The sequence below is a fragment of the Streptomyces roseirectus genome, assembly GCF_014489635.1.
Lineage (GTDB): Bacteria > Actinomycetota > Actinomycetes > Streptomycetales > Streptomycetaceae > Streptomyces > Streptomyces roseirectus.
In genome coordinates, this window is the sequence record NZ_CP060828.1 from 79,983 (window position 1) to 94,168 (window position 14,186).

The 14,186-nt window shown below is 74.0% G+C and carries 6 protein-coding genes; 1 reads left to right on the forward strand and 5 read right to left on the reverse strand.

The window, feature by feature from the left end:
• Nucleotides 1–8,451 (reverse strand): type I polyketide synthase, encoded by an 8,451-nt coding sequence (locus IAG44_RS00105; protein ID WP_187745078.1) that lies wholly within the window; start codon nt 8,449–8,451, stop codon nt 1–3.
• A gap of 76 nt (nt 8,452–8,527) precedes the next feature.
• A complete protein-coding gene (locus tag IAG44_RS00110; protein ID WP_246561310.1) occupies nt 8,528–8,998 on the reverse strand; it encodes an NlmOI in 471 nt (156 codons plus the stop codon).
• Nucleotides 8,999–9,221: 223 nt separating this feature from the next.
• On the opposite strand from IAG44_RS00110, the gene IAG44_RS44145 reads away from it, so the two are divergent.
• Nucleotides 9,222–10,430: a cytochrome P450 gene (locus IAG44_RS44145; protein WP_187745079.1), complete on the forward strand. Its 1,209-nt coding sequence runs from the start codon at nt 9,222–9,224 to the stop codon at nt 10,428–10,430.
• A gap of 130 nt (nt 10,431–10,560) precedes the next feature.
• Here the strand turns inward: IAG44_RS44145 and IAG44_RS00120 are convergent, their stop codons facing one another.
• From IAG44_RS00120 to ccrA, 3 genes are read right to left on the reverse strand one after another with little or no spacing between them, the layout of a single operon-like run.
• The gene (locus tag IAG44_RS00120) at nt 10,561–11,784 is read right to left on the reverse strand and encodes a cytochrome P450 (RefSeq protein WP_187745080.1); all 1,224 of its coding nucleotides are present in this window, start codon (nt 11,782–11,784) and stop codon (nt 10,561–10,563) included.
• Between the two features lie 46 nt (nt 11,785–11,830).
• Nucleotides 11,831–12,820: a 3-oxoacyl-ACP synthase III family protein gene (locus tag IAG44_RS00125; RefSeq protein WP_187745081.1), complete on the reverse strand. Its 990-nt coding sequence runs from the start codon at nt 12,818–12,820 to the stop codon at nt 11,831–11,833.
• On the reverse strand, nt 12,817–14,184 hold the full coding sequence (gene ccrA / locus IAG44_RS00130; RefSeq protein WP_187745082.1) for a crotonyl-CoA carboxylase/reductase: 1,368 nt from the start codon (nt 14,182–14,184) through the stop codon (nt 12,817–12,819). The genes IAG44_RS00125 and ccrA overlap by 4 nt, the downstream gene beginning before the upstream one ends.
• Nucleotides 14,185–14,186: the final 2 nt, after the last annotated feature.

Here is a 14,186-nt window from a genome sequence, read left to right on the forward strand (position 1 = left end):
TCATTCCTCGCCTTCGCGGCTGTGGCTGTTGGCTGTGCTGTGGGGGCCGGGGCCCTGACCCAGTTCTTGGTCGATGAAGGAGAAGAGTTCGTCGACGCTCGCCTCCGCGAGGGTCTGGCGCACCCCGTGGTCCGTGCCGGGGGCCGGGTGGCCGGCCGGGGTGAGGACGGCGGTGCGTTCCTCGCAGTGCGCGAGCAACAGGCGCAACCGGTCAGCGGTGTCGGCCAGTTGCTCCGGGTGCCCGGTGGTCATCAGGCTCTCCAGCGCGTCCAGCGTCTCGGTGAGCGAGCCGTCGGCGGGCGCGGGGGCCAGGGTGTCGCGCAGGTGGCGGGCGACCGCCGTGGGGGTGGGGTGGTTGAAGAGGAGCCCGGCGGGCATGCGGCGCCCTGCTGCGGCCGTGAGCCGGTTGCGCAGTTCGACGCCCATGAGGGAGTCGAAGCCGAGTTCCTTGAAGGTGCGCCCCGGTTCGACGCGGCGGCCGTCACGGTGGCCCAGGACGGCTGCGGCGTGTGCGCGCACGCGGTCCAGGAGCAGGGCCTCCCGCTCGGGTGCGGGGGTGCCGGCGAGCTGCCGGGGCAGGTCGGGTTCCGGTGCGGCGTCCGGGGTCTGTTCGGTGGGCGACCGCCAGGCGGTGCCGACGAGTTCGCGGTACAGGGGCGAGGCGGTGCCCTCGTGGGCGGCGCGCCTGACGTCCGGCAGGGACAGGGCGAGCGGCAGCAGCAGCGGGGCCGCCCGGTCGCGCAGGGCGGTGTCGAAGAGAGCGAGTCCGTGGTCGGCGGTGAGCGGGAGGAGTCCGCCGCGCCGCATGCGGTCGAGGTCGGTGGCGGTGAGTTTGCCGGTCATGCCTCCGGTGGGTGCCCAGGGTCCCCAGGCGAGGGAGACGGCGGGCAGTCCCGCGGCGCGGCGGTGGTGGGCGAGCGCGTCGAGGAAGGTGTTCGCGGCGGCGTAACTCCCCTGCCCCGCCGCGCCCGTGACGCCGGAGACGGAGGAGAACAGCACGAACGCGGCGAGGTGGTGCCCGGCCGTCAGCTCGTGCAGGTGCCAGGCGGCGTCGGCCTTCGGCCGCAGCACCCGGTCGAGGTCGGCGGGGTCGGCGGCCTCGACGGTCGCGTCATGGACGACGCCGGCGGTGTGCACGACGGCGGTGAGCGGAGCGTCCTCGGGGACGGCGGCGAGGACGGCGGCGAGCTGGTCGCGGTCGGCGGCGTCGCAGGCGGCGACGGTCAGGTGGACGCCTGCGGGCAGCCCGAGTTCGGCGGCCAGCCCGTCGGCGTCGCCGCCGCTGCGGCTGAGCAGCAGCAGGTGCCGTACGCCGTGCCGTTCGGCGAGCCTGCGGGCGACGAGCCTGCCGAGGCCGCCGGTGCCGCCGGTGACGAGGACCGTGCCGTCGGGGTCGAGGGCGGGCCCCTGGTCCGGGGTGGCGGTGGGCCGGGTGAGCCGGGGTGCGTACAGCTTGCCCCGGCGCAGGGCGAGTTGGGGTTCGCCGGTGGCGAGGGCGGCGGGCAGCGCGGCGGCGGACTCCGGGTGGTCGTCGAGGTCCACCAGGACGAAACGGCCCGGGTGTTCGGTCTGCGCGGACCTCAACAGGCCCCACACGGGCGCCTGTTCGGGCGCGCAGTCCCCGCCGTCGGGGGCGACGGCCCGCCTGGTCGCCACGATCAGCCGGGCCTCGGCCCGCCGCTCGTCCGCGAGCCAGGTCCGCACGGTGGCGAGCGCGTGGTGCGCGGCGTCGCGCGCCCCGTCGGCGCCGGTGGCCTTCGCCCCGCAGCCGACGACCACGACGTCCGCGTCCGGGGTGTCGAGGTCCGCGTGGTGCACGGCGCCGGGCAGGGCGTGCGGGTCGACGGCCTCGCCGACGACGGCCCAGCGGGCGTCGGTGACGGTGTGCGGTGCCTCGACGGCCCGCCACTCCAGGGCGTAGGGCCGGTCGGCGCCGTACGGGCCGACGGCGTCCGTCTCGGGCAGGGGGCGCGGGAGGATCGCGCCGACCGCCGCGACGGTTCGGCCCTCGGTGTCGGCCAGGAGTATGCCGGCCGGGGTGAGCAGGGCGCGCAGGGTGCCGGTGGCCGGGCCGGGCACGTGGACGTCCCGGTACTCGGTGCCCAGCGCGGGCGTCTCGTCGTCCGCCGTGAGGAGCCGTTCGAGGCTGTCCAGCAGGGCCGGGTGCAGGGTGAACCCCTCGTCGGGGACGGTGAGTTCGGCGCTGACAGTGCCCGTGTCGGCGTTGCGCCGGGCCGTGCGCAGGGCTCGGTAGGCGGGCCCGTACAGGACGCCGGAGGCGGCGAGCCGGTCGTAGGGCGCGTCGATGTCCAGTTCAACGGCGCCGGCCTGCTCCCACGGGACCTCTTCCGCCGGGCCCTGTGTGTCCAGGGTGCCTTCGGCGTGCAGAGTCCAGGGGACGTCGCCGGTCGCCGGCCGGGTGTGGACGCGCAGGCTGTCGGCGTCCACCAGGACCTGGACGTCGAGCGCGGTGTCCGGCGGGAGGTCCAGCGGGGTGACGGGCCTGAGGGTGGCGACCCGGGTGGCGCCGGTCTCGCGGGCGGCGGTCAGGGCGAGGTCGAGGAGGACCGCGTCCGGCACGAGGGCCCGGCCGCCCACCGTGCGGTCGGCGAGCCACGGGCCGGTGCGGTGGGAGATCCGGCCGGTCAGCAGGGTCTGGCCGCCGGCGACGGAGGTGAGCGAGGTGAGCACCGGGTGGCTCAACGGGCTGGTGCCGGGCGCGGTGGCCGTCGCCGGAGGGCCGGGGGTGAGCCAGTAGCGGTGGCGGTCGAAGGCGTAGGTGGGCAGGTGTGCGGGGTCGGCCGGGGGGTGGCCGGCGAAGACGGCGGCCCAGTCGGGGCTGTGGCCGGTGAGGTGGAGGCGGGCGAGCGCGGTGGCGGCGGTGTCGGGCTCGGGGTGGTCGCGGCGCAGGACGGGGATGACGGTGGCGTCGTCGAAGGCGTCGCGGACCATCGCGGTGAGGACGCCGTCGGGGCCGAGTTCCACGAACCGGGTGACGCCGAGCGTCCTCAACTCCCGTACTCCGTCATGAAACCGGACGGTCCCGCGCACGTGCCGCACCCACGTGTCGGGCGAACACAGCTCCTCCTCGGTGGCCTTGGCGCCGGTGAGGTCGCTGATCACGGACAACTCCGGTGCCCGGTAGGCGGCTTCGGCGGCGGCGACCGCGAACTGCGCGAGCATCGGGTCCATGTGGGGCGAGTGGAAGGCGTGCGAGACCCGCAGCTCCCGGGTGCGGCGTCCGCGCGCCTTCCAGCGGGCGGCGAGGTCGCGTACCCCGTCGGCATCACCGGAGACGACCACGGAACCTGGCCCGTTGACGGCGGCGAGCGTGAACTCGCCTTCGTGTCCGGCGAGTTCGGGCAGCAGCTCGTCCTCGGTGGCTTCCACGGCGATCATCGCGCCGGTCGCGGGCAGCGCCTGCATGAGGCGTCCCCGGGCGGCGACCAGCGCGCAGGCGTCGGCGAGGGAGAGGACTCCGGCGACGTGCGCGGCGGCCAGTTCGCCGACCGAGTGGCCGAGCAGGTGGTCGGGGACGATCCCCCAGTGCTCCAGCAGCCGGAACAGGGCCACTTCGACGGCGAACAGGGCCGGCTGGGCGAACTCCGTGCGGTCCAGGAGCCCGGTCTCGTCGGCCAGGAGAGTCAGCAGGGGGTGCGGCAGCAGCGGGTCGAGGTGGGCGGCGATCTCGTCGAGCGCGGCCCTGAACGCGGGCTGGGCTTCGTACAACTCCAGTCCCATGCGGGGGCGTTGGCTGCCCTGGCCGGTGAACAGGAAGGCGGTCGCGCCGTCTTCGGCCTGCGCGCGGGGCGCCGTCGGGGTGGCGTCGCCGGCCGCGAGGGCGGCGAGGTCGGTGTGCAGGCGGTCGCGGTCGCCGGTGAGGACGGCGGCGCGGTGCGGGAGGGGGGCGCGGGTGGTGGCGAGGGCATGGGCGAGCGAGGTGAGTTCGGTGTCGTCCGTGAGGCGGGCGCGCAGGCGGGCGGCCTGGGCGTTCAGGGCCTCGGGGGTCGCGGCGGACAGGACGAGGGGAACGGGGGTGGTGGACTCCGGTGCGGTGGGCGGGAGTTGGGTGGTGGGCGCCTGTTCGAGGACGACGTGGGCGTTGGTGCCGCTGATCCCGAAGGACGAGACGCCCGCGCGCCGGGGCCGCCCGGTCTCGGGCCATTCCCGGCTCCGGGTGAGGAGTTCGACCGCGCCCGAGGCCCAGTCGACGTACGCGGACGGCTCGTCGGCGTGGAGCGTCCTCGGCAGTTCGCCGTGGTGCAGGGCGAGGACGGTCTTGATGACGCCGGCGACTCCGGCGGCGGCCTGCGCGTGTCCGATGTTGGACTTCAACGAGCCGAGGTACAGGGGGCGTTCGCGGTCCTGGCCGTAGGTGGCGAGGAGAGCGTGGGCCTCGATCGGGTCGCCGAGTTTCGTGCCGGTGCCGTGGGCCTCGACAGCGTCGACGTCGCCCGGGGCGAGCCCGGCGTCCGCCAACGCGTCCTGGATGACGCGCTGTTGGGCGAGGCCGTTGGGCGCGGTGAGCCCGTTGGAGGCGCCGTCCTGGTTGATCGCCGACCCGCGCACGACCGCCAGCACGGGGTGGCCCGCTCGCCGGGCCTCGGACAGGCACTCGACGAGGAGCACGCCGACACCCTCCGACCAGCCCGTGCCGTCGGCGCCGGATCCGAACGCCTTGCAGCGGCCGTCCGGGGAGAGTCCGCCCTGCCGGGAGAACTCGCTGAACAGGCCGGGCGCCGCCATCACGGTCACGCCCGCGACGAGCGCCAGCGCGGATTCGCCCCGGCGCACCGACTCGGCCGCCAGGTGCAGGGCGACAAGGGAGGAGGAGCAGGCGGTGTCGACGGTGACGGCGGGACCCTCGCAGCCGAAGACGTAGGACAGGCGGCCCGACAGGACGCCGGCCGTGGTGCCGGTGAGGAGGTGTCCGCGCAGGTCGTCGGGGGCGTCGGACAGGCGGGGGCCGTACTCCTGGCTCATGGCGCCGACGTAGACGCCGGTGCGGGTGCCGCGCAGCGCGGTCGGGGCGATCCCGGCCCGCTCCAGGGCCTCCCAGGCGGTCTCCAGGAGGAGGCGCTGCTGGGGGTCCATGGCCAGCGCCTCGCGCGGGGAGATCCCGAAGAGGTCGGCGTCGAACTCCCCCGCGTCCGCGAGGAATCCGCCCCGGTGCCCCTCCGCCGTCCAGCCCCGGTCGGCGGGCGGCGCGCCCACCGCGTCGAACCCGTCCCCGAGCGCCTGCCACAGCCGTTCGGGGTCCGTGATGCCGCCCGGCAGGCGGCAGGCCATCCCGACGATGACGACGGGGTCGCCGTCGTCACGCCCCATGGCTTTGTCCTGCACCGCTTTTGACGGTTCGTCGGACAGATGCCGGGCCAGTTCCGCCGGGGTCGGGTGGTCGAACAGCAGGGTCGTCGGCAGGGTGCGTCCCGTCGCCGCCGCGAGGCGTCCGCGCAGTTCCAGCGCGAGGTGCGAGTCGAACCCGAGGTCCTTGAAGGTGAGGTGGGGGCCGACGTCGGCGGTGCCGGCGTGTCCGAGGACGGCGGCGGCCTCGGCGCGGACCAGGTCGAGGGTGTCGGCCGGGGGGCGGGCCCGCCGGACGGGTTCCGGCGCCTCGAAGGCGGCCGGTGCCTCGTCGGCGACTGCCGCGCCCGTCAGCCAGTGGCGGCTGCGCTGGAAGGGGTAGGTGGGCAACTCGACGCGCTCGTAGGGGCCTTGGAGCGTGCGGGTCCAGTCGACGTCGACGCCGTGCACGTACGCCTGCGCGAGGGAGGCGGCGACACGGTCGGGGCCGCCGTCGTCGCGGCGCAGGGTGGGCACGACGGCGGCCTGGACGCCGGCCGCCTCGGCGGTCGCGGCGAGCGCCGGGGCCAGCACGGGGTGGGGGCTGATCTCGATGAACGTGCGGTGTCCCGCCTCGGCGAGGGCGGTGACGGCCGCCGCGAAGGAGACCGGCTCGCGCAGGTTGCGGTACCAGTACTCGCCGTCCGGCAGCGGGTCGACGGTGCCGGGGAGGACGGCGGAGTGGAAGGGGACCTCGAACGGGCGCGGGGTGAGGTCCGCGAGCGCGGTGCGCAGGCCGTCACGGATCGCCTCGACGTGGGAGGAGTGGGAGGCGTAGTCGACGGCGACCTCGCGCACCCGCACCTCGTCCGCCGCGCACGAGGCGAGCAGCGCGCGCAGTCCTTCGGTGTCCCCGGCGACGACGACCGACTCGGGCCCGTTGACGGCGGCGATCTCCACGCCGCCGCCCAGCGTGGCCAGCCGTGCGGTGACGGCGTCCGCCGACTCCCAGACGGCGGCCATCCCGCCCTTGCCGGACAGCTCCCGCCGGATCAACTCGGCCCGGCGCACCGCGACTTCGGCCCCGTCCTCGAAGGACAGCGCCCCCGCGACGACCGCCGCCGCGACCTCGCCCTGCGAGTGCCCCACGACCGCCGCCGGCTCGACGCCGTACGCCCGCCACAGCTCCGCGAGCGACACCATCACCGCCCACAGCACCGGCTGGAGCACATCGACGCGGTCCAGGCCGGGGGCCCCGGGAGCCTGACGCACGACGTCCGTCAGATCCCAGTCCGCGCACCGCGCGATCGCCTCGGCACACCTGTGCCACGCTGCGGCGAACGCGGGCTCCTCGTCGAGGAGTCGGACTGCCATTCCGGGCCACTGCGAGCCCTGGCCGGGGAAGACGAACACCGGCCCGGGGCCCTGCCCCGCGGGCGCCGGCGTGGTGACGGCGGCGGGTGAGGGACGCCCCTCGGCGAGCGCCGCGAGCGCTTCCCGGCGCGTCCGCGCGTCGGCGGCGAGGATCACCGCGCGGTGCGGGAAGGCCGTGCGCGTGGTGAGCAGCGCGTGAGCAACGGCATCGGGCGACGCGGCCGCCTCCGGCGCGGCGTCGAGAAGCCTGAGGGCCTGGTCGGCGAGGGCATCGGGGGTACGGGCGGAGAGAACCCAGGGCGCCGGTGTCTCCCCCGCGCGCGCGGCTGCGCCCGGGGTCTCCCCCACAGGGGCCGGGGCGTGCGCCGCTGCCGCCGACGGCTCTCGTACAGCGGCCGGGGCCTGCTCTGCGCCGGCCAGGGCGTGTGGTCCGGCGGCCGGCGTCTGCGGTTCAGCCGTAAGGCTCTGCGGCCCGGCGGTCGGCGTCTGCGCCGCTTCCCTCGCCCTCTCCAGCGGTCCCGACCCCAGCACCACATGGCAGTTGGTTCCGCCGAGGCCGAACGAGCTGACGCCGGCGAGGCGTTGGCCGTCGACGGTGGGCCAGTCCTCGGCCGTGCGCTGGACGGTGAGTCCGAGTTCGGTCAGCGGGATCAGGGGGTGCGGTGTCGTGTGGTGGAGGGTCGGCGCGTGGCGGCCGTCCCGCAGGCACAGCACCGTCTTGATGAGCCCGGCGATGCCCGCCGCGCCCTCCAGGTGCCCGATGTTGGTCTTGACCGAGCCGACGCGCAGGGCCCGCTCCGGGGGGCGGCCGGTGCCGAGGGCGGCGCCGAGCGCCGCGGCCTCGACGGGGTCGCCGGTCGGCGTGCCGGTGCCGTGGAGTTCGACGTACTGGACGTCCGAGAAGGCGACCCCGGCGCGCCGGCACGCGGCCTGGACGACCTCGCGCTGGGCGCCCGCGTCGGGCGCGGTGAGGGCGGTGCCGCCGCCGTCGTTGTTGACGGCGCTGCCCCGGATGACGGCGTGGACGCGGTCGCCGTCGGCGAGGGCGCGCTCCAGGGGCTTGAGGACGACGAGGCCGCCGCCCTCGCCGCGCACGTAGCCGTTGGCGTCGGCGTCGAAGGTGTGGCAGCGGCCGTCCGGGGAGAGTGCGCCGAGCCGGTGGACGGCGCGGGTGCTGTCCGGGGTGAGGATGAGGTTGACGCCGCCGCACAGGGCGATCTCGCACTCGCCCCGGCGCAGGCTCTCGGCGGCGAGGTGGACGGCGACGAGCGAGGAGGACTGGCCGGAGTCGACGGTCAGGCTGGGTCCGGTGAGGCCGAGGGTGTAGGAGAGCCGGTTGGCGAGCAGGGAGCGCTGGACGCCGGTGAAGGTGTGCGCGGTGAGGGCGTCGGGCCCTTGGCGCTGGGTGAGGCGGGCCCAGTCGTCGGCGAGGGAGCCGACGTAGACGCCGGTGCTGGTGCCGTCGAGGGCGGCGGGCGGGATGCCGGCGTGTTCGAGGGCTTCCCAGCCGAGTTCGAGGAGGAGGCGCTGCTGGGGGTCGAGGGCTGCGGCCTCGCGGGGGGAGATGCCGAAGAAGGGGGCGTCGAAGGTGTCGACGCGGGCCAGGAAGCCGGCCCGGGTGGGGATGTCCGGGTCGTCGGGCCAGTTGTCGCGGCGCTCCGTCGGGGGTTCGGTGACGGCGTCGTCGCCTCGGGCGAGGAGGGCGGCGAACTCCTGGGGGGTGGCGGCGCCCGGCAGTCGGCAGGCGAGGCCGACGACGGCGACCGGCTGGGTCTCCTCGAACGCTCCCGGCATCCGGGGGCCTTTCTGGGGCGGGGCCCGGCGGTGGAGCCGGGTCCGGTGGACGGAAAGAGGGGCGGGGGCGGGCCGGTCAGGCGCGCTGGAAGCGCACGACGTCGCCGGGGACGAGGTCGTCGCCGACGTGGACGTAGCCCTTCTTGACGACCGTGCCGTCGGCCTCGGTCTCGTAGGCGTCGACGAAGCGGTGGGTCAGGCCGAAGACGGCGGACTCGCCGGTGATGCGGAACTGGCCGTCCTGCCAGCCGGGGCTGGTGAAGGTGCCGTGGTGGCCCCAGTCGTCGTAGTAGAAGGAGACGAACCGCTTGTCGACGTCGCTCCAGCCGATCAGCCAGACGGCGGTGATGCCGGGGACGGGGATGTACTGGGTGATCTCGTAGAAGCGGCCGTCCGCGATGACCTTGCCGACGGAGGTGGCCTGGCCGGTGGTGACCACCTCGGTGGTCAGGTTCGTGTACGAGAGGTTGAATTCACCGAGCAGGAAGTCGAGCTGTTTCATTTCCGGCGCGATGTCGTTCCGCTCGGGAAAGACGACTTCAGTCATGGGCCAACTCCGGGTTTTCAGAAGGTCCGTTCCCGTTGTCCGGGAGCGGTCTTCACGTTATCCGCAGAGGCCGACGTCGGGGCAAGCCCAGAAGGGTTTTTAGGGGTGCCCTCAATGGTCGCCGGGAGTGCTTTTAGGGGTGTCCTCGGGGTCGGCGCGGAATTTAGGCTGACGCGCACGGGACGGGTTCACCGTCCGGTTCCCTTCCTAGGAGTGCGAGACGATGACGACCGAACAGCAGGATCTCGCCGGGCAGTCGCAGGACGACTTTCCGTCGCTGCTCGCCTGGCTGGAGAAGAACCGTGCCGAGCACCCGGTGCTCGCGGACGCCTTTCCGGGGGTGTGGCACGTGTTCCGTTACGCGGACGTGGCGCGGATCCTCTCCGACCCGCAGACGTACTCCAGTGACATGTCGGCCGTGATCCCCTCGCACCCGGACACCGCGTGGATGGCGAAGGGGAACGTCGTCGGCATCGACCCGCCGTGGCACCGGCGGCTGAAGTCCCTGGTGAGCAAGGCGTTCACGCCGAAACTGGTGGCCGGTCTTGAGCCGCGCATCGCGCAGCTGACGTCCGAACTCCTCGACGAGGTCGCCGGGCGGGACGCGTTCGACCTGGTGGAAGCGCTCACGCACCCGCTGCCCGTGTTCGTGATCGCGGAGCTGCTGGGCATCCCGGTGTCGGACCGGCCGCTGTTCGAGAAGTGGGCGCTGGACTTCATCTCGGCGAACGGCGGCGGCGAGAGCGCGCTGCCGAGCGAGGAGAACGTCCTGGCGTTCGTCGAGACGGCCAAGGAGATGCGGGCGTACATGCTGGAGCACATCCGGCAGCGGCGCATCAGCCCGCGCGACGACCTCATCGGCCAGCTGGTGTCCGCCCGTACCGAGGACGGTCAGCTCGACGACGACGAGATCATCGGGTTCGCCGGCACCCTCCTGATGGCCGGGCACATCACGACGACCGCCGTCCTGGGCAGCACGGTGCTGTGCCTGGACGAGAATCCGGGCGCGTTCGCCGAGGTGCGGGCGGACCGTTCGCTGGTGCCGGCGGCGGTGGAGGAGGCGGTGCGGCTGCGCCCGGCGTTCTCCCGGCTGGTGCGGATGACGAAGGCCGAGTCGGAGATCGCGGGGCAGGTGATCCCGGCCGGTCAGGTCCTGACGATGTGGACGGTCTCCGCGAACCGTGACCCCGAGCGCTTCGACCGCCCGGACGCCTTCGACCTGCACCGCGACCAGTCCCGTCACCTGGGTTTCGGCCAGGGCCTGCACTTCTGCATGGGCGCCCCGCTGGCCCGGCTGGAGGGCCGGGTGGTCCTGAACCTGCTCCTGGACCGCTTCCCCGGCCTGAAGGTGTCCCGCGCGAAGGACGCGGTCGCCTACCACCACCCGAAGAACGTGGTGGGCCCGCGCCGCCTCCTGGTCACGACCGTCTGACCCGCCGCTGCCCCGTGCCGGCCCGCCCGACCAGGGAGGGCCGGCACCGGCATGTCCGCGCGGTGCGCGCGCGGGACGACAGCGGGCCCCCGCCCGGTGAGGGGTGGCGGGGGCCCGCTGTGGTCGGGGGTTACCAGGCGACCGGCATGGTGACGATCTCCGGGTGCCAGGACGGGAACGCGTAGATGTCCTCGCCGGACGCCGCGAGGCGCAGGCCGGGCAGCCGGTTCAGGAGGGTGCCGAAGGCGACCTGGAGGCCGACCTTGGTGAGGTTGGCGCCCAGGCAGTGGTGCAGGCCGGAGCCGAAGGCGAGGTGGCCTCGGGCGGCGCGGTCGAGGTCGAGGCGGTCGGGGTCCGGGTACTCGGCGGGGTCCCGGTCGGCGGCGGCGCCGGAGACGACGACGCCCTCGCCCGCGCGGATCAGCCGTCCGCCGATCTCGACGTCCTCCAGGGCGACGCGGGGCATCAGGTCGAGAGGGCTGACGAGGCGGGTGAGTTCGTCCACGGCGGCGGGCAGGGCGTCGGGGCGGGCGCGGACGGCGGCCAGTTCCTCGGGGCGTTCCAGGAGCCGCAGCAGTCCGATGGTGATCATCGACTTCACGGGCGACTGCCCGGCGACGAAGATCACGAAGCAGAGTTTGACCAGCTCTTCCTTGCTGAGGTCGCCGCCGAGGACGTGTTTCTCCACGACCCGGCTGATGGGGTCGTCGCCGGGGCTTGCGATCTTGTCGTCGACGAACTTCTGGAAGTACTGCTGGAGCGCCATGATGTGCTGCATCATCGCCTGGCCGGCCTGGTCGGCGTCGGTGGTCGAGCCCGCCGTCCGCTCGTTCAGTTCGCGGCTGCTGGCGAGCCACGCCTGGAGGTCGGTGTAGTCCATGCCGAGGGCCCAGCAGGTGATGGTGCCGGCGAAGGGTTCGGCGAAGGCGGCGACGAGGTCGGCCTCGCCGCGGCCGTCGGTCATCGCGTCGAGGAGTTCGTCGGCCTTGCGCTGCATCGCCGGGCGCAGGTCTTCCGCGCGGCGCATGGTGAACTCGCTGACGACGGCCCGGCGCTGGGTGGTGTGCAGCGGCGGGTCGAGGGTGTTGAGCAGCGGGAAGGCGCGGAAGCTCTCCAGGACCTCGGCGTAGATGGGGTAGCCGGGGTGGGTGATGTCGGAGCTGAAGCGGCTGTCGTGCAGGACGGCGCGGGCCTGCGCGTAGTCGCTGATCACCCAGACCCGGCCGCCGTGGTAGAGGCGGCGCGCGGCGGGGCCGTCGGCCGCGCGCAGCGCGCTGTACTCCTCGGGCGGCAGGTAGGGGCACTTCCTCAGCGCGGGGAAGGGCGCGTCGAGGGCGGGGTCGGCTGATGACACGGGGGCCTGTCTTTCACGTGGGGTTCTCGGGGGGGGTGCGTGGCCGTCAGGCCGACCAGCGCAGCAGGCACAGTCCGGCGGCCATGCCCGCGCCGAATCCGGCGAGCAGCAGCAGTTCGCCGTCGGAGACGAGGCCGTCGCGGACGGCTTCGTCGAGCGCCACGGGCACCGAGGCGGCGCCCATGTTGCCGTACTTGACGAGCGGGGTGTGGGTGCGGGCGCCGGTGAGGCCGCAGCGTTCGACGAGTTCGCCGAGCAGGACGCCGTTGGCCTGGTGGGGCACGAAGTGGTCGATGTCGTCGACGGTGACGCCGCAGCACTCCAGCAGGGGTTCGATCATGGGCGGCACGTTGGCCATGACGAAGTCGGCGACGCCGCGGCCCTTCATGCGCAGGTAGTGGCCGCCGCCGTCGACGGTGGCGTGCGAGGCGGGGGTGCGGCTGCCGCCGCCCTCGATCCAGATCAGTTCGTGGGCGTCGCCGTGGCCGCCGAGTTCGGTGCCGAGGATGCCGTACCCGTCGGGGACCTCGCCGACGACGGCGGCTCCGGCGGCGTCGCCGAGGAGGACGGCGGTGCCGCGGTCGGTGTAGTCGAGGAAGCGGGAGTAGAGGTCGGCGCCGATGACGAGGACGTGGCTGCCGGGGCGCTGGGCGGCGAGGCCGTGGGCGATGTCGAGGGCGTAGACGAAGCCGGCGCAGGCGATGTTGATGTCGAAGCAGGCCGCGCGGTGGGCGCCGAGGGCGTTCTGGACGAGGGAGGAGGTGGGGGGCAGCGGGGCGTCGGCGGTGGAGGTCGCGACGATCAGGTAGTCGAGCTGATCGGCGGTGATTCCGGCGGCCTCCAGGGCTGCCGCTCCCGCGTTGCGGGCGAGGTCGGAGGTGGCCTCGTGGGGGGCGGCGTAGCGGCGGCCGTGGATGAGGGTGCGGCGGCCGATCCACTCGGCGGTGATGTCCGGGACGCGGCGCGCTATCTCCTCGTTGGTGATCTCCTCCTTGGGGAGGTAGGAGCCGGTGCCGAGGAGGCCGATGGCGCTCATGCGGTCACCTCCAGGGCGCCGGGTCCGCCGGTCGCGAAGGGGCGCAGCGGGGTGATCCGGTCCGCGCCGATGCGCTCGCGCAGGGCGGGGTCGGTGACGCCGAGTCCGGGTTCGGGGGCCAGGCACAGGACGCCGACCTTGCCGATGTGCTGGTTGAGCTGGACGAGCCGGGTGGCTTCGCCGACCTCGGCGAGCGGGTAGAGGTCGGCGAGGGCGGGCATGATGCTGCCCTGGCTGAACAGGCGGGCGCACTCCCACTGTTCGTGCAGGTTGGCGACGTGGCTGCCGATGATCCGTTTGAGTTTCATCCACAGGTACCGGTTGTCGTACCGGTGCCGGTAGCCGGTGCTCGATCCGCAGGTGATGACGGTTCCGCCGCGCCGTACGGCGAACACGGACATGCCGAAGGTCTCCTGTCCGACGTGGTCGAAGGCGATGTGCGGGTCCTCGCCGGTGGCCTCGCGGATCGCGCGGCCGAGTTTCTTGCCGTCGGCGACGGCGTTCGCGACGTCGTCGTCGCCGTCGTGGGCTCCGAGGCCGAGTTCGGTGCGGTCGATGACGACGTCGCAGCCGAGGGCGCGCAGGGCGGCGGCCTTGCGGGGGGAGCCGACGACGCCGACGGGGATGCCGCCGCCGTTCTTGACGAACTGCACGGCGTAGGCGCCGGTCCCGCCGGTGGCGCCCCAGATCAGCACGACGTCGCCCTGTTTCATCCGGGCGCCCCGGTCGGAGACGAGCATGCGGTAGGAGGTGCCCGCGCAGGCCGGCACGGAGGCGGCCTCTTCCCAGGTCAGGTGGGCCGGTTTGGGGATGAGCTGGCTGGCGCGGGCGAGGCAGTAGTGCGCGATGCCGCCGTAGTTGGTCTCGTACCCCCAGGCCAGCTGGTGTTCGCCGAGCATGCCGTCGCTCTGGGTGATGGCCTCCTGCTCGTCGACGACGGCCGCGTTGACGAGGACGTGGTCGCCCGTCTTCCAGTGCCGGACGGCGGAGCCGGTGCGTACGACGACGCCGGCCGCGTCGGAGCCGAGCACGTGGAACGGCTGGTCGTGCCGGGCGGCCCAACCGCCTTGCCGTCCGACCGAGTTGAGGAACCGGAAGGTGGAGAGGGGTTCGAAGGTCGCCGACCAGACGGTGTTGTAGTTGATGGAGCTGGCCATGACGGCGATCAGGACCTCGTCCGGCGCGGGCTCGGGCATCGGTACCGGGCCGACCCTGAGGGTCTTGCGGACGTCCTTGTCGGCCACTCCCCGGAAGACGTCCTGGTCCTCGACGCGCAGATGGGCGGCGGTGAACTCGTCCGGGAGGGCCGCGCGTTCCAGGTCCTCGGGGGACGCGCCCGCGAGGACCGCTTCGGTGACGGACATGC